Annotated in this window: 14 protein-coding genes; 8 read left to right on the top strand and 6 right to left on the bottom strand. The window is 50.1% G+C overall.

Going from position 1 to position 15,864, the window contains the following annotated elements; genetic code table 11:
- Nucleotides 1-2: 2 nt before the first annotated feature.
- The 6 genes from rplD to rpsL form a co-directional block, all read right to left on the bottom strand.
- Nucleotides 3-632 carry a 50S ribosomal protein L4 gene (gene rplD / locus ABV298_RS11130; RefSeq protein ID WP_353722177.1) on the bottom strand — a complete coding sequence of 210 codons (630 nt, stop codon included), beginning with the start codon at nucleotides 630-632 and terminating at the stop codon, nucleotides 3-5.
- A 5-nt stretch (nucleotides 633-637) separates the two neighbouring features.
- Nucleotides 638-1,258: a 50S ribosomal protein L3 gene (rplC, locus tag ABV298_RS11135; RefSeq protein WP_353722178.1), complete on the bottom strand. Its 621-nt coding sequence runs from the start codon at nucleotides 1,256-1,258 to the stop codon at nucleotides 638-640.
- 282 nt (nucleotides 1,259-1,540) lie between these two features.
- Nucleotides 1,541-1,846, bottom strand: a complete 306-nt coding sequence (rpsJ, locus tag ABV298_RS11140; protein ID WP_015813787.1) for a 30S ribosomal protein S10 — start codon at nucleotides 1,844-1,846, stop codon at nucleotides 1,541-1,543.
- A 135-nt stretch (nucleotides 1,847-1,981) separates the two neighbouring features.
- On the bottom strand, nucleotides 1,982-4,102 hold the full coding sequence (gene fusA / locus ABV298_RS11145; RefSeq protein WP_353722179.1) for an elongation factor G: 2,121 nt from the start codon (nucleotides 4,100-4,102) through the stop codon (nucleotides 1,982-1,984).
- 226 nt (nucleotides 4,103-4,328) lie between these two features.
- Nucleotides 4,329-4,796, bottom strand: a complete 468-nt coding sequence (rpsG, locus tag ABV298_RS11150; RefSeq protein WP_353722180.1) for a 30S ribosomal protein S7 — start codon at nucleotides 4,794-4,796, stop codon at nucleotides 4,329-4,331.
- Between the two features lie 119 nt (nucleotides 4,797-4,915).
- Nucleotides 4,916-5,329, bottom strand: a complete 414-nt coding sequence (gene rpsL, locus ABV298_RS11155; protein WP_353722181.1) for a 30S ribosomal protein S12 — start codon at nucleotides 5,327-5,329, stop codon at nucleotides 4,916-4,918.
- Between the two features lie 477 nt (nucleotides 5,330-5,806).
- Here rpsL and ABV298_RS11160 point away from each other — a divergent pair, with 477 nt between their 5' ends.
- The 8 genes from ABV298_RS11160 to ABV298_RS11195 all read left to right on the top strand — a co-directional run bounded on the left by ABV298_RS11160 (nucleotide 5,807) and on the right by ABV298_RS11195 (nucleotide 15,850).
- On the top strand, nucleotides 5,807-7,750 hold the full coding sequence (locus ABV298_RS11160) for an OmpA family protein (protein WP_353723172.1): 1,944 nt from the start codon (nucleotides 5,807-5,809) through the stop codon (nucleotides 7,748-7,750).
- Nucleotides 7,751-7,880: 130 nt separating this feature from the next.
- Nucleotides 7,881-9,071, top strand: coding sequence for a deoxyribodipyrimidine photo-lyase (locus tag ABV298_RS11165; RefSeq protein WP_353722182.1), 1,191 nt, complete (start codon nucleotides 7,881-7,883; stop codon nucleotides 9,069-9,071).
- 147 nt (nucleotides 9,072-9,218) lie between these two features.
- On the top strand, nucleotides 9,219-9,800 hold the full coding sequence (locus ABV298_RS11170) for a LemA family protein (RefSeq protein WP_342087899.1): 582 nt from the start codon (nucleotides 9,219-9,221) through the stop codon (nucleotides 9,798-9,800).
- 67 nt (nucleotides 9,801-9,867) lie between these two features.
- Nucleotides 9,868-10,311, top strand: a complete 444-nt coding sequence (locus ABV298_RS11175; protein ID WP_353722183.1) for a TPM domain-containing protein — start codon at nucleotides 9,868-9,870, stop codon at nucleotides 10,309-10,311.
- Between the two features lie 4 nt (nucleotides 10,312-10,315).
- A complete protein-coding gene (locus tag ABV298_RS11180; RefSeq protein WP_353722184.1) occupies nucleotides 10,316-11,095 on the top strand; it encodes a TPM domain-containing protein in 780 nt (259 codons plus the stop codon).
- A 143-nt stretch (nucleotides 11,096-11,238) separates the two neighbouring features.
- Nucleotides 11,239-12,147, top strand: a complete 909-nt coding sequence (locus ABV298_RS11185) for a hypothetical protein (protein WP_353722185.1) — start codon at nucleotides 11,239-11,241, stop codon at nucleotides 12,145-12,147.
- A gap of 158 nt (nucleotides 12,148-12,305) precedes the next feature.
- A complete protein-coding gene (locus ABV298_RS11190) occupies nucleotides 12,306-13,799 on the top strand; it encodes a peptide MFS transporter (RefSeq protein WP_353722186.1) in 1,494 nt (497 codons plus the stop codon).
- A 35-nt stretch (nucleotides 13,800-13,834) separates the two neighbouring features.
- Complete coding sequence (locus ABV298_RS11195) at nucleotides 13,835-15,850, top strand: M13 family metallopeptidase (RefSeq protein ID WP_353722187.1); 2,016 nt, start codon at nucleotides 13,835-13,837, stop codon at nucleotides 15,848-15,850.
- Nucleotides 15,851-15,864 lie beyond the last annotated feature (14 nt).

A 15,864-nucleotide genomic window follows, 5' to 3' on the forward strand; every position in this document is an offset into this window, starting at 1 on the left:
TGTTATTTGTTCAATTGGGTTTCCAAAATAGAAATCGCAGATTCACTTATCAGAAGACGGTCTGCATTCATCAGGTCGTATGTATTTACCGAGTCAACCGTAGTAACTTTCGCTTTTGGAATGTTACGGCTCGACAGGTATACATTGTTATCAATCTCGGGAAGGATCAACAATGTTTTGGTATTCGCCAGTGAAAGGGAATTCAAAACATTCAGATAAGACTTCGTTTTAGGCGCATCGAATGTGAATGCTTCCAAAACAGAGATAGCGGAAGAAGCGGCTTTGGCAGAAAGTGCAGATTTGCGCGCCAATGCTTTAACTTTCTTGTTCAGTTTGAAACCGTAAGTACGGGGACGTGGACCGAAGATACGACCACCACCCACGAACACCGGTGACTTCATGCTACCTGCACGCGCACCGCCGGTCCCCTTCTGGCGTTTCAGCTTGCGTGTCGAGAGGCTAACCTCTGCACGCTCCTTAGATTTGTGCGTTCCCTGACGCTGGTTGGCCAGGTACAGCTTTACGTCGAGATAGATAGCGTGCGTGTTAGGTTCGATGCCGAATACTTCCTCGGACACGTTTACCTTCTTGCCGGTATCTTCTCCTTTTATATTTAATACGGACAGTTCCATTGGTACTACTTCTCAATGATTAGAAATGAATTCTTTGAACCAGGTACCGAGCCACTCACAACGAGAATGTTCTGCTCAGGTATCACTTTCAGAATACGCAAATTCTGAATCTTTACACGATTGTTACCCATGCGTCCACCCATACGGATACCTTTGAATACGCGTGATGGGAATGAACAAGCACCAATCGAACCTGGGTGACGGGCCCTGTTGTGCTGACCGTGTGTCTGGCCACCTACCCCGCCGAATCCGTGACGTTTTACGACACCCTGGAAACCACGACCTTTAGCAGATCCTACAACGTCAACAAACTCGCCTTCTTCAAAGACGTCCTGTACGGACAATGAAGTTCCAAGTTCATGTTCCACTTCGAATTCCTTGAACTCAACCAATTTTTGCTTGGGAGTTGTGCCGGCTTTCTTGAAGTGGCCAATCAGAGGCTGGGAGGTGTTCTTTTCTTTCTTCTCACCAAAACCTAACTGGATAGCCTTATAGCCATCCTTTTCTTCGGACCTAACTTGTGTTACAACACAAGGACCAGCTTGGATCACAGTACATGCCAGAGCCTGCCCGTCAGCATTGTACAAACTAGTCATTCCGATTTTTTTACCAATTAAACCAGACATGTTTGAAATTTAAATTTAGCAGGTAAAACCCCTTAATCTTTAAAACGGACTGCAAAGGTAGAAAAAACGATTTTAACATCCTAACGGCCCTAAAATATTTCTCGCTGATAATCAGCAAAAAAGGTCAGATGAACGAACATCTGACCTCATTTCCGAGAAGCCGACTGATCCTGGGCATAACCACGTGCCTGTCAGGCTTTTCTGAGCTCAGATGTGGTTTCCAGAGGAACCCGGACCTTCATCCAATTTATGTAATGGCTTAACTGAATAAGCCGGTATTTACTAAACTTTGATCTCTACGTCAACGCCGCTTGGCAATTCGAGCTTCATCAGAGCGTCTACCGTTTTGGCACTTGTAGAGAAGATATCCACCAAACGCTTGTAAGTACAAAGCTGGAACTGCTCTCTCGATTTCTTGTTAACGTGCGGCGAACGAAGAACAGTGAATTTCTCTGTCTTTGTCGGCAAAGGAATAGGACCGCTTACTACCGCGCCTGTCGCCTTTACTGCCTTTACAATTTTCTCAGCTGACTTGTCAACCAAGTTGTGGTCGAATGACCGAAGTTTGATACGGATCTTTTGATTCATTGTATTTGTTTGTTTCCGGTTCAGAAAATCTCGTCAGGTTACCTGACAATTACACCTGCGAAAGAACCATTTACTTCACAGGCTATATCATAAAGAATGCGTTGCAGAATCGCTTCCTGCAACGCATTGCTCGTATTAGGCTTTAACAAGTCCTTTTGCTTTCTCGATCACAGCATCAGCGATGTTCTGAGGTACGATCTCGTAGTGAGAGAATGTCAGGGACGCGGTAGCGCGGCCGGATGACATCGTACGAAGGTCGGTTACATAACCGAACAGTTCAGAAAGAGGTACGTCAGCTTTAATTACCTGTGCACCGTTACGGGTGTCCATACCGCGCATGATACCACGGCGACGGTTCAGGTCACCTGTGATAGGACCCGTATACTCGTCCGGAGTCAGAACTTCAACCGCCATGATAGGCTCCATCAGTTTAGGACCCGCATGGCGTGCAGCTTCTTTGAAACCAAGCTTCGCAGCTAATTCGAATGACAGCGAATCGGAGTCAACATCGTGGAATGAACCATGGAACAGACGCACTTTCATCGAATCCAATGGATATCCGGCCAATGCACCGTTTGCCATTGCGGCTTCAAAACCTTTCTGAACAGGAGCGATGAATTCGCGGGGGATAGCACCACCAACGATTTCGTTCACAAACTGCAGACCTGGTTTAACTTCCTGTCCTGGTTCAGCATCGTCGCGTGGCCCGATTTCGAATACGATATCCGCAAACTTACCGCGACCACCGGTTTGTTTCTTATAAACCTCGCGGTGTTCGTAATTTTTCGTAAGGATCTCTTTGTAAGCAACCTGAGGCGCGCCCTGGTTTACTTCCACCTTGAACTCCCGACGCATACGGTCGATGATGATTTCAAGGTGAAGCTCACCCATACCTTTGATGATCGTCTGACCAGTCTCCTCGTTGGATTCAACCTGAAGAGTTGGGTCTTCTTCGATCAGCTTGGTGATCGCTTTCGAGAAGTTATCGCTGTCGGCAGCCTTCTTAGGCTCGATCGCATAACCGATTACCGGCTCCGGGAACACCATTGATTCCAGTACGATCGGTGCCTTTTCGTCGGAAAGGGTATCCCCTGTTTTGATATCTTTAAAACCCACTACCGCGCCGATGTCGCCCGCTTCCAGTCTTTCAATCTGGTTTTGCTTGTTGGCGTGCATCTGGAAAATACGCGAAATACGCTCCTTGTTACCCGAACGGTTGTTCAATACATACGAACCTGATTCAAGCACACCCGAATAAGAGCGGATGAAGCAGAGACGGCCTACATAAGGGTCCGTCGCGATTTTGAACGCAAGTGCACAGAAAGGATCCGATTCCGACGGCTTACGGCTTACTTCGTTACCTGTGCGTGGATCTGTACCTTTGATATTCTCTCGGTCGAGTGGCGAAGGCAGGATAGCCATCACGTAATCGAGCATGGTTTGGACACCCTTGTTCTTGAAAGATGACCCGCAAACCATCGGAACGATCTTCATGCTGATAGTCGCGGCACGCAATGCAGCAAGGATTTCATCTTCCGTGATCGAGTTTGGATCCTCGAAATATTTCTCCATCAAAGTCTCGTCGAATTCGGCAACCGCTTCGAGCAATTTCTCTCTCCATTCGGTAGCTTCTTCCAGCATATCGTCGGGAATAGGCACTTCGGTGAAAGTCATACCTTTATCCGCTTCGTTCCATTCGATACCGCGGAAGTTAACGAGGTCAACTACGCCACGGAAAGTATCCTCCGCGCCGATAGGCAATTGAAGCGGTACAGCGTAGCTGCCCAGCATTTCTTTTACCTGATTGCAAACTTTCAGAAAGTCGGCACCGGAACGATCCATTTTGTTCACGAAACCGATACGTGCTACATTATAATTGTTAGCAAGACGCCAGTTGGTTTCAGACTGAGGCTCAACACCATCTACTGCACTGAAAAGGAACACCAGACCATCCAATACACGAAGTGAACGGTTTACCTCAACGGTAAAGTCCACGTGCCCCGGGGTATCGATGATATTGATGTGGTATTTTTCGCCGCGGTAGTTCCAGTTAACGGTCGTAGCAGCGGATGTAATGGTGATACCACGCTCCTGCTCCTGCTCCATCCAGTCCATCGTAGCGGCACCATCGTGCACCTCTCCGATTTTGTGGCTTACCCCCGCGTAGTAAAGGATACGCTCCGTTGTTGTCGTTTTACCGGCATCGATGTGCGCAGCAATACCTATGTTTCTTGTTAATCTTAAATCACGTGCCATGACAGATGGTGATGTGTTTTTATATATTCAAAGTGCAATTCTGTGCGAAGCTGTTTGAACTTTCAGGACAGCGCAAATTGCTGGTTTTGAAAATTCAGAGCGCAAAAGTATAAATTGTTGATTATAAAAACAATTAAGGAAAAGTTATTTTTACAAAAACCTGAAAATAAAAATCGGGAACCCGGACAAACCGGACTCCCGACATATATAATTCTTGCCCCTCTGATTAGAAACGGAAGTGCGAGAACGCCTTGTTGGCATCTGCCATACGGTGCGTATCGTCTTTCTTCTTCACAGCAGCGCCTTCACCTTTCGCAGCGGCGATAATTTCGCCGGCCAGACGGTCGACCATGGTTTTCTCGCCACGCTTACGTGCGTAGTTGATCAACCATTTCATGCCGAGTGACTGCTTACGCTCCGGACGAACTTCCGTAGGAACCTGGAAAGTAGCACCACCTACACGGCGGCTTTTCACTTCCACGGAAGGAGTCACATTGTTCAATGCTTTTTTCCAGGTCTCCAGACCATTTTCGCTGGTTTTCTTCTCAACCAGTTCCAATGCGTCGTAGAAAATGGTGAATGCGATACTCTTCTTTCCTTCGTACATCAGGTTGTTAACGAATTTGGTAACCTGCACGTCCCGGAACTTCGGATCAGGAAGGATATATCTCTTTTTAGGTTTCGACTTTCTCATTTTGTCTGAATGTTTTTAACGAGGTTTCGTTTTGCAACTTATTCACCTGGCGCCTTGCGCCAGATTACTTCCCTTTTATAAGAATTGAATTACTTAATAAAAGCAGAGAGAGTTACTTTTTATTTTTTCTTACCTTTTGCTGGTGCTGCCGGAGCTTGTCCTGGTTTCGGACGCTTAGCGCCATATTTAGAACGACGTTGTTTACGTCCGTTAACACCTGCGGTATCCAACGCACCACGGATGATGTGGTAACGAACACCTGGCAAATCCTTCACACGACCACCGCGGATCAATACGATCGAGTGCTCTTGCAGGTTGTGGCCTTCACCTGGGATGTAGGCGTTCACCTCCTTGTTGTTCGACAAGCGAACACGCGCTACTTTACGAAGCGCCGAGTTGGGCTTCTTAGGCGTAGTAGTGTACACCCGGGTGCACACGCCCCTGCGCTGAGGGCATGAATCCAAAGCCGGAGACTTGGATTTCCATGTAATGGTCTCTCTACCTTTACGGACTAATTGTGAAATAGTAGGCATTTAACAATTTGATTTTGACACGGTTAATCAACCGGCCGTTTGTTATATAAACACTTTTCCCGAAAAATCGGACTGCAAAAGTAATAATCTATCCTTGATTTACAAATCGTTAACAACTTTTTTTCGTGCATTTCCTACCATTCGGGAGCGGGAGTTGTCAGGAAGTGGTCAGGTAGTAGCCAGGAAATGGTCGGAGAACAGTTGCTATGTAACCGCCGGATTTTAAACGAATGGTGGATTTAGGCGGATAAATGCAGCGGAATATCACGAAATGCTCATTTTCCGAATAAAATTCTTCCTATATGGTATCCTGAATTTTATTTCCAATCGTTGTTTATTAGTATTGTTTTTCAGAAACCCAGAGTGCGCGTCGAACCGTTTGATTTTATACTTTACACTATGAAACTTTTCCGGAGTTACTTTACTCTCATAATTTGTTTTGCAATCTGTTTACACTTGTCCGGCTGCAACTCGGCGATGCAGGCTTACAAGGACGGCCAAAAGAAATTTGCGAACGGAGAATATGACCTCGCCATCAAAGGTTTCCAGAAAGCCGCCGAGGCCAATATAGAGCCGGTGCAGACGGCCTATCTGATCGCGGAGTCATACCGCCTTTCCAACCGCTTCAAGGAAGCTATTCCTTACTACAAAAAAGCGCTCGACGGCGGTATCACCAATCCCGATGCCCGTTTTCAATATGCCTATGCATTGAAAACAACAGGCGAATATACCGAAGCCTCAAACCAGTTTTCGGAATTCGCCAAAGGCCAGAACGTTCCGCAAAACTTGCAGGAAAGAGCCTTGCGCGAAGTCGAAATCATCCGCATTGCCGACCGCCTGAGAGCCAATAAAATGGAAGTCGAGCTGAAAGACCTGCCATTGAATACGGCTGGTGCCGAGTTTTCGCCAACTGTAATCGGGAATGAACTGGTGTTTTCTTCTTCTAAAAAGGAAAAGATTTATAAGAACAACGGTCAGCCGATGCTGGGCCTTTATAAAATCAATATCGCTTCGGACCCGGGCAATACGCAGGGAAATCCGGTGGTATTCAGTCAGGACATTTTCTCGGCCGACGCCAACGAAGGCTCGCCTGCATTCTCTCCGGATGGCAAAACACTGGTATTCGCGAGAGGTAACACCGGCAAGAAGAATGGTGGCGTGGATGTAGACCTCTACATGAGCCGCAATGTAAACGGCCAATGGACGGCCCCCGCCCCGCTTCCGATCAACGACTCTCTCGCATGGGACGGCTCGCCCGCATTCTCGCGCGATGGCAAAACGCTTTACTTCGCCTCGAACCGCGCCGGTGGTATAGGTGGTATCGACATTTACCGTACCAATATGGACGCGTCGGGCCGGTTCAGCCGCCCGGTGAATATGGGACGAGACATTAATACGCCCGGTGATGATATGTTCCCGTATGTGGCAGAAGGCGGAAAACTTTACTTTGCTTCCGACGGCCACCCCGGCCTCGGCAAACTCGACCTCTTCTCGGCCACCAGAAGCCAGGGCGTCATTACGGTCGAAAACCTGGGCCTTCCCTTCAACAGCCCACAGGACGATTTCGGGCTGGTATTTTACCAAAACCTGAAAAAAGGCTTTTTCGCCTCTAACCGGGATGGCGGCAAAGGTGACGACGATATTTACTACTTCGCCGCGCCGGAAGACGAGGATTCTACGACGGTCGCGAAGCACAACGACCCCAACGATCCGCTCAACCCCAACAATCCGAATTATATCAATGGTAAACCGAAGGTAGTACGCTACTTTCTCGCCGGCACCGTCCTGGCCAACGGCGAGACCCCTACCCCGATCGACTCCGCGGTGGTCCGCATTCTGCCCGACACTTCGGACACGCAGATCGCCGAGTTCCCTACCGGCAAGGACGGCAAGTTTGGCAAACAGCCATTGGAAGAAGGCAAATCCTACCAGCTGCTCGTACAACGCAAGGGATATATCAGCAAACGCGAGCCGTTCTCGATGGCCGGCCGCAATATTCCCCCGATTTTCCTGACCAAAGAATTAACGGACACCACATTTAATGTAACGATCAGGCTCGATAAGCTGGAACTGAACAAAACTTTCGTTCTGGAAAACATCTATTACGACCTGGATAAATACAATATCCGTCCCGACGCGGCAGCCGAGCTCGACAAGCTGGTGCAGATCCTGAAAGACAATCCGACGATGACCATCGAATTGAGCTCGCACACGGATGCACGCGCGACCGACGCGTATAATATGACGCTCTCACAAAACCGTGCAGAATCGGCGGTTGCCTATCTCAATTCCAAAGGCATCGACGCCGACAGGATGGTGGCCAAAGGTTACGGCGAACGTGAGCTGATCGTTCCGAATGCCAAAACAGAGGAAGAGCACCAGCGCAATCGGCGCACCGAATTCACGATCCTGAGCTATTGATTTACCCACGCTACGAAAGTCCGCTACGAACCGATCGGTTTCGCAGCGGGCTTTTTCATATCCGCCCCCATGCATTTTTTGTATACTTGCATTTCTAAATATCCCAACGATTAATTATCAGATTGTATTAATGGCCCGACGCATAATCTATTGGTTCAGGAATGATTTGAGGTTAAAGGATAACCAGGCCCTTTTGTCCGCCGTAGGCTCCGCCGACGAGATCGTCCCGGTATACGTTTTCGACCCCCGTCAATTCGAAAAAACAAAGCTTGGGTTTCGCCGCACGAGCGTGCTACGGGCACGGTTCCTGATTGAATCCGTTGCGGAGCTGCGGGAGAATATCCGTCAGAAAGGAGGCGATCTGCTCATTCGCACCGGCGCCCCCGAAGCCATCGTCGCCAAGCTGGCGGAAGATTACAATGCGGAGTACGTATATACCAGCAAGGAAATCGCGCCGCAGGAAACACGCATCGAATCGTCGCTGAGCAAAAACCTGAAAACGGCGAACGTCGACATCAAGCTATTCTGGATGGATACCATGATCAACGCATTCGACCTCCCTTTTCCGGTATCCAGGCTGCCTTCCGGTTTTGCCCAATTCGAACGGCTGGTAAGTAACGATCTCAAAATCAAAGACCAGTTTCCCACGCCGGAGAAGATCGCACTGCCCACCGGTTTTGAAGCCGGCGCCATTCCGGGACTGCCCGAACTCGGGATCGATCCAAATGAAATACCTGCCCGGTCTGCCGGCATATTACCCGGCGGGGAAACGCATGCGCTGACGGTGTTGAAGGAATATGTCGAACAATATGTCAAAGCCGACTCCATTTACCCTTCGGCGGAGCCTCTCACCGACACCCGGCTTTCCGGCTGGCTTTCGCTGGGCTGCATTTCGGCTTCCTACATTTACCGCAGCGTCAAAGTGGCCCAATCGCATGCCGTAACCGAAGATCCGATCATAACCAACCTGCTGAAAAGGGAATTCCTGCATTGGACGTTGCTCCGGTACGGCCCCCGGATGTTCAAGCCGAGTGGCATACAGCACCATTTCAACCGCCGCTGGAAAAACGACAGCGCCCTGTTCGGGCAATGGACGAATGGACAAACGGAGAACCAGGCTGTAAACGACATCATCCGGAAACTCAACACCACCGGCTTCATCACGGCAGCGGAACGCGAACTGGCCGCCAAATACCTGACCGACACCCTGGATATAAACTGGACCTGGGGCGCAATGTATTTTGAAAGCCTGCTGATGGACTACGAAGCGTCCGTAAACTGGGGCCGGTGGAACAACGTAGCGGGTGTGGGGGAGGGTTAATTAACCTGATTTTTACTTCAAAACCCGCCATCCCGCGCAAATAAGGCAATATTGGCTCAGAGAACCGGTTATGTAGTTTTTCTTAAAGATTTTGCTAGCTTTGGTCAACTTTGGATCACATTCAATAACTCTAAACTGAATATTAAAATGTCAAAAGGACTCATTGCAGTTATCGTCGTAGTTCTGATTCTCGGATTCGTTGGCTGCGGGAAATATAATGGCCTCGTGCAAAAAGACGAGGTCGTAAAAGAAGCCTGGGCAGGCGTGGAAAGCCAATACCAGCGCCGCGCCGACTTGATCCCTAACCTGGTAAACACCGTTAAAGGTGCCGCCGACTTTGAGAAAAGCACGCTGACGGCCGTGATCGAAGCACGCAGCAAAGCAACCCAAACCACAATCAGTGCCGACCAGCTTACCCCTGAAAACATCGCCAAATTCCAGGCCGCGCAGGATCAGCTAAGCGGCTCGCTGTCGCGCCTGCTTGTTTCCGTGGAGCAATACCCGCAACTGAAAGCCAACCAGAACTTCCTCGAACTGCAAGCCCAGCTCGAAGGCACCGAAAACCGCATTACCGTGGAACGCGGCAAGTTCAATACTGTGGTCAAAGACTATAACCAGGAGGTGCGCACCTTTCCGACCAACCTCTTCGCCGGGGTATTCGGTTTCTCCCAGAAAGGCTACTTCACAGCCGCTCCGGGTTCCGAAAAAGCGCCGACCGTACAATTCTAAGTTTCCGCGCCGGGCCCGATTAAAGCCCGGCGCGATGTTTTTCACTCAATCCGTAACGACCCGCCCCATGGCAACCGAACCCCTATTTTTCACCGACGAAGAGCAGCAATACATTGTTGAGGCAATTCAGGAAGCCGAAAAACAGACATCCGGCGAGGTGAAGGTGCATATCGAAAAGAAATGCCCCTCGCCGGATGTGATGGAACGGGCCAGGGAAGTGTTCCTGTTTTTACGTCTGCACGAAACCGCTGAACGTAATGGGGTATTGTTTTACCTCGCTTACGAGGACCGGAAATTCGCAGTTCTCGGCGACAAGGGAATCGACGAAAAAGTGCCTGCCGGCTTCTGGGATAGTACCAAAGAGCTGCTCCGCAACCATTTCCGCGCCGGCGAATTCAAAGAAGGGCTTTGTCGCGGCATTCTCGAAGCGGGGCTACAATTGAAAAAACATTTTCCCTATCAGTCCGGCGATATCAACGAACTCCCGGACGACATTTCGTTCGGCCAATAATCCTATGAAGCATTTCCTTCTACAACTCCTGCTTATCATAGCGGCAATAGCCGGTGTGCAGGCGCAGGATATCCCGCCCAAACCCGATCCTCCAAGGCTTGTGAACGACCTTGCCAACCAGCTCAGCCCGAATGAACGGCAAATGCTGGAACAAAAGCTGGTCGCCTATAACGATTCTACGTCTTCACAGATCGTGATCGTAACCGTGCCTACACTGGGCGATTACCCCATTGCCGATTATGCTTTCAAACTCGGCACAGAATGGGGCGTCGGTCAAAAGGGTAAAAACAATGGTATTGTGCTGCTCTGGGCACCCAAGGAACGAAAAGTATTTATCGCCACCGGTTATGGCCTCGAAGGAGCAGTCCCTGATGCGATTGCGAAACGAATTGTTTCACAAGTCATCACACCGCAGTTCAAGGCCGGGCAGTTCTACCAGGGCCTTAGCGATGGCGTCGATATGATATTCAAATACGCTTCGGGAGAGTACAAGGCCGATCCGAAGCAGGACAGTGGCGACAGCGACGGTTTCTCCCCGCTACTGATCGTCCTGATTATATTTGTGATCATCATGATCTTCATTTTCCGTAACCGCGGCGGCGGGGGCGGTAACAGAGGCTATCGCGATTTTGGCGGGCCGCCTATCCTCTGGCCTTACACGACGCATTCGGGCCGCGGCAGCTCTTCGGGTAACTGGGGTGGTTTCGGCGGAGGCGACGGTGGCGGCTTCGGCGGTTTTGGCGGAGGCAGCTTCGGCGGCGGCGGCGCCGGAGGCGATTATTAGGATATGCAACTATTCAAAAAGCGGACGGAAGCCGGGCCTTCCGTCCGCTTTTTCATTTTCCGCCCCGACTGAAACGTATAGTAAATGGCACGCTTTTTTCTGCATCATCTATATCTATATAAACAAAACCTAAACATCTGCTTATGGAAAGGAAAAGTAATACCGGTCTGGTAATCGGATTGATCTTGATGACCATTCTGGCGGCAGTGTTCGGATATCTTTATTATAAAGAACACACCATCACAAAAAAACAGGAAACCGATCTCGAAACACGGGTAAAAGAACTTGCAGCCTCCGAAATCAAGCTGGATTCCATTTCGAAACAGCTCGACGCGCGCATCCTCGAAGTCCAAAATCTCGGCGGCGACATTGCCGAATTGCAAAAAGTAAAGGCCTCGCTGGAAAACGACCGTGCCGCATTGAGGAAAGGGAATGCCTCGATGGGACGGAAAATCAAGGAGTACGAACAGTTCCTGACGCAGAAAGACACCGAAATTGCGCAGCTTCGTGAGGAAAACCAGCAGCTCATCAGCCAGAACGAAGGCCTGACCCAGGAGCGGAACGAATTGCAGAGCAGCCGCCAGGCCGTCCGCGACTCCCTGAGCGGAGTAGTAGCGAAAAACACCGAACTGGAATCGAAGGTAACAATGGCTGCGGCGCTGCGTGCGCGTAATGTGAAAGTCTACGCGATATCGTCCAAAGGCAAAGTGCGCGAGGGCGAAAATGTCAAATCCAAAAGGGTCGATAAGGTACGTGTAGACTTTATCCTCGAAAAGAACCCGCTTACCGCGACCGACACCAAAACCATTTATATGCGTATCATCGACCCAAGCGGCGCCACCATTTCGGACACCAAAACCGGCTCGGGCGTTTTTCAGTACAACGGACAGGAACAGGGTTACACCATCAGCAAAGATGTCACGTACACGAACAACAACCAGGAGGTAAGCATCATGTACGACCGCGACGCGCCATTCACCTCGGGCAGATATACGATCGAGCTCTATTCCGAAGGATTTTCGATCGGCGAAGGCTCTTTCTCCGTCAAATAAAAAGGGCATTTAGCCGTTAATTCAAAGCGGTAGCAGTGTTGATAACTGCTACCGCTTTTATTTTGCCGATTGATTGATATTTTCTCATAATTCCTATCTTGCACGATAAAAACATTTCGCTTGTAACCCCGAAAACCGAATAAAACACTTCTCTTTCTATGTCTTCACAGATTTCCCAGAAACATCCCAAAGGACTGTATGTCTTGTTCTTTGCCGAAATGTGGGAACGTTTCAGCTACTACGGCATGCGGGCCATTCTATTGCTTTTCCTGCTCGACAATATTAAGGGCGGGATGGGAATGAGTGCAGCCGAAGGGACGGCCATTTACGGCCTTTATACTGCATCGGTATACTTGCTCACACTGCCGGGAGGCTGGCTGGCGGACAATATTCTCGGTCAGAAAAAGGCCATCTGGTATGGAGGGATCGTCATCATGCTCGGGCACATTATCCTGGCGGTACCCGCCGGTCCGGCTATATTCTTTATCGGGCTCAGCACGGTTGCGATCGGCACGGGGCTTCTAAAGCCGAATATCAGCTCTATCGTAGGCGAACTTTACCCGGAGGGCGGTGCGCGACGCGATGCGGCGTTCTCGATCTTTTATATGGGTATCAACCTAGGCTCATTCCTCGGAATTGCGATCGTTGGTTATCTGGGAGAAAAGGTCAACTGGCATATGGGTTTTGGTGCGGCCGCTATCGGGATGTTGCTTGGGCTGATCGTATTCCGGTATGGGAGCGCTACCCACCTGAAAGGGCTGGGTGAGGTGCCGACCGCGCGGGAAGCGAGTGAGGAAACTGTCGCACCCACATCGGGTAGCAACAAAATGCTCGGCTACGGACTGATCGCTTTGCTGGTAGTGTTCCTGATCGTGCTGCAATCGTCCGGTGCCATCGACATGACTACCGCGCAGGGCCTCGCACAGGGTGCCGGTATCATTATCGTATCCATTTCCGCTGCATATTTCCTTTTCATCCTCGTAGCGGGCGGGCTTACGCGCGTGGAGAAATACCGTGTGGGCGTGTTGATCATCCTTTTTCTCGCCATTGCATTATTCTGGGCGGGTTATGAGCAGGCGGGTACTTCGTTGCAGATCTTTGCCGAACGCCACACGCAGCGAATGATCGGCGGATGGGAAGTGCCATCCAGCTGGTTCCAGAACTTCCAGCCCACTTTCGTATTGATTTTCGCGCCCGTGCTCGCGAGCCTTTGGATATCGCTTTCTTCTAAAAACCGTAACCCGTCCATTCCCGTCAAATTCGCAATGGGTTTGATATTGCTTGGCTTGAGCTTTTTCGTGATGGTCGCGGCTTCCAATATTGCGGTGAAAGGTGAACTCGCTTCTCCATTTTTTCTGACATTTACCTACTTCCTCCATACCATCGGCGAGCTTTGTGTAAGCCCTGTCGGTTTGAGTTCCTATACCAAACTGGCGCCCAAACGTTATGTAAGCCAATTGATGGGCATCTGGTTCGTGGGGGCCTCGCTGGGTAACCTGATAGCCGGACTTTTCGCCGGCGGTTTCGATGAATCCAACGTTCTGCAAATGCCTGCGCTGTTCAACCAGGTGGCCATTATCACGACTATTTTCGGTCTGATCCTGCTCGTCTTCTGGAAACCTATCAAAGGCTGGATGGGCGGCGTCCACTAAGTCAATTATATACTTCAAAAACAAATACGTCAAAAATGAAATCAGCCGCATTCCGCGCTGCCGCTTTGGCCCTTGTGGTAAGTCTGGCAGGATGTAAAAAAGAAAAGGAAGAAACCGACACCACGAAAGTACCCGGCTTCGACGTCAGCTCGCTCGACTCGACAGCCAAAGCCTGCGACGACTTCGATACCTATGCCAACGGCGGCTGGAAGAAGAAAAACCCAATCCCGGGCACCGAAAGCCGCTGGGGCGCATTCGGGATTCTGGATAAAGAGAACAAAGAAGTTCGCTTAAAAGGTATCATCGAAGAAATCGCGAAAACCAAGGACCGTAAAAAAGGAACCGAAGAGCAACAGATCGCCGACTACTACCAGTCGTTTCTCGATACGGCGACCATTGAAAAACGCGGACTGGAACCGTTGGAGACCTATCTCGACAAAATTAATGCCGTGGCTTCGCTGAAAGACCTCGCTGCCGTGGCAGGCGAAATGCAAAAGGTAGGCGTTGAAACCGTGACAGGCTTCGGCGTGGAAGGCGACCTGCGAAACAGCAAAATCAACATTCTTTACCAGGGCCAGGACGGCCTGAGCCTCGGCGAAAGAAGTTACTACGACCGCACCGATTCCAGCACCGTGAAGGTGCGCGGCGAGTTTGTGAAGCATGTCGATAAAATGTTCTCCATGGCCGGCTTCCCGGACGCCAATCCGGGTCAGACTATTCTCGATTTCGAAACGAAAGTAGCCAAGCTTCAATTGACGAACGTGGAGCTGCGCGACCCGGTGAAGACGTATAATAAAATGGCGTTCGCCGACTTTGAGAAGCTGATCCCCGATTTCGACCAGAAAACATTCGCCGACAAGCAGGACATTAAAACCGATACCCTAATTGTTCAGAACAAGGCCTATCTGCAAAACCTGAACAAGCTCCTGAAAGCAACCCCGATCGCCACGTTGAAATTGTATACCAAATGGCAGTTGCTCTCGCGCTTCGCCGGTTATTTGCCGAAGAAGTTCGACCAGGAAGATTTTCGCTTTTTCGCGACGGTAATGCGTGGCACCAAGCAACAAAAAGGCCGTGTGGAACGTGCGATCCGCTCGACAGATGGATTGCTGGGAATGCCGCTGGGCAAATTGTTCGTGAAAAAATATTTCCCGGAAGAAGACAAGAAAAAAGTCTCCGAGATGATCGAAAACGTGCGTACGGTTTACGGCGAGCGGATCGACAAGCTGACCTGGATGAGCGATTCCACGAAGGCGAAGGCTCACAAGAAACTCAAAGCTTTCACCTACAAAATTGGCTATCCCGACAAATGGAAAGATTATTCCTCCATCGAAATCGCGCCGGACAGGCTTTTTGAAAACGTGATCTCCGCCTCGCTTTTTGCGCATAAGGAGAATGTGAAGAAAATCGGGAAAGAAGTAGATAAAAAGGAATGGCTGATGACGCCGCAGACCGTGAATGCCTATTACAACCCGCTGAACAACGAGGTGGTATTCCCGGCCGGTATCCTGCAACCGCCATTCTACAACCGCAATGCCGACGATGCGATCAACTATGGCGGTATCATCGCCGTGATTGGCCATGAATTTACTCATGGATTCGACGACCAGGGCTCGCAGTTCGATGACGAAGGAAACCTCAAGAACTGGTGGACCGCCGCCGACCGCGCCAATTTCGACAAGCTGACCAAACGCTACATCGACTATTTCAGCGGGATCGAAGCACTGCCCGGCTTCAAAATCAACGGTGCACTGACCATCGGCGAAAACGTGGCCGACCTCGGTGGTTTGACATTGGCTTATTATGCTTTGGAAAAATCATTCAACGGCAAAGAACCCGCCCCCATCGACGGCTTTACGTGGCAACAGCGTTTCTTCCTCGGCTGGGCACAGGTTTGGCATATGAATACCACCGACGAGGCGTTGCGCAACCAGGTACAAACCGACCCGCATTCACCGGCCAGAGACCGCATCAATGGCCCGCTGCCTCATTTGAAAGAGTTCCAGGCGGCATGGAGCTTGCGGCCCGGGAAGCAAGATGGTCTTGCCTGATTCGTCGCGGATTG

The sequence above is a fragment of the Dyadobacter sp. 676 genome (assembly GCF_040448675.1).
Lineage (GTDB): Bacteria > Bacteroidota > Bacteroidia > Cytophagales > Spirosomataceae > Dyadobacter.

What these genes read in the sequence shown, in the direction of transcription:
- rplC (WP_353722178.1), bottom strand. Translation starts at nt 1,258, where the DNA reads ATGTCTGGTTTAATTGGTAAAAAAATCGGAATGACTAGTTTGTACAAT.
- ABV298_RS11180 (WP_353722184.1), top strand. Translation starts at nt 10,316, where the DNA reads ATGAAGCATTTCCTTCTACAACTCCTGCTTATCATAGCGGCAATAGCC.
- rpsL (WP_353722181.1), bottom strand. Translation starts at nt 5,329, where the DNA reads ATGCCTACTATTTCACAATTAGTCCGTAAAGGTAGAGAGACCATTACA.
- rplD (WP_353722177.1), bottom strand. Translation starts at nt 632, where the DNA reads ATGGAACTGTCCGTATTAAATATAAAAGGAGAAGATACCGGCAAGAAG.
- fusA (WP_353722179.1), bottom strand. Translation starts at nt 4,102, where the DNA reads ATGGCACGTGATTTAAGATTAACAAGAAACATAGGTATTGCTGCGCAC.
- rpsG (WP_353722180.1), bottom strand. Translation starts at nt 4,796, where the DNA reads ATGAGAAAGTCGAAACCTAAAAAGAGATATATCCTTCCTGATCCGAAG.
- rpsJ (WP_015813787.1), bottom strand. Translation starts at nt 1,846, where the DNA reads ATGAATCAAAAGATCCGTATCAAACTTCGGTCATTCGACCACAACTTG.
- ABV298_RS11170 (WP_342087899.1), top strand. Translation starts at nt 9,219, where the DNA reads ATGTCAAAAGGACTCATTGCAGTTATCGTCGTAGTTCTGATTCTCGGA.
- ABV298_RS11185 (WP_353722185.1), top strand. Translation starts at nt 11,239, where the DNA reads ATGGAAAGGAAAAGTAATACCGGTCTGGTAATCGGATTGATCTTGATG.
- ABV298_RS11160 (WP_353723172.1), top strand. Translation starts at nt 5,807, where the DNA reads ATGCAGGCTTACAAGGACGGCCAAAAGAAATTTGCGAACGGAGAATAT.
- ABV298_RS11175 (WP_353722183.1), top strand. Translation starts at nt 9,868, where the DNA reads ATGGCAACCGAACCCCTATTTTTCACCGACGAAGAGCAGCAATACATT.
- ABV298_RS11165 (WP_353722182.1), top strand. Translation starts at nt 7,881, where the DNA reads ATGGCCCGACGCATAATCTATTGGTTCAGGAATGATTTGAGGTTAAAG.
- ABV298_RS11195 (WP_353722187.1), top strand. Translation starts at nt 13,835, where the DNA reads ATGAAATCAGCCGCATTCCGCGCTGCCGCTTTGGCCCTTGTGGTAAGT.
- ABV298_RS11190 (WP_353722186.1), top strand. Translation starts at nt 12,306, where the DNA reads ATGTCTTCACAGATTTCCCAGAAACATCCCAAAGGACTGTATGTCTTG.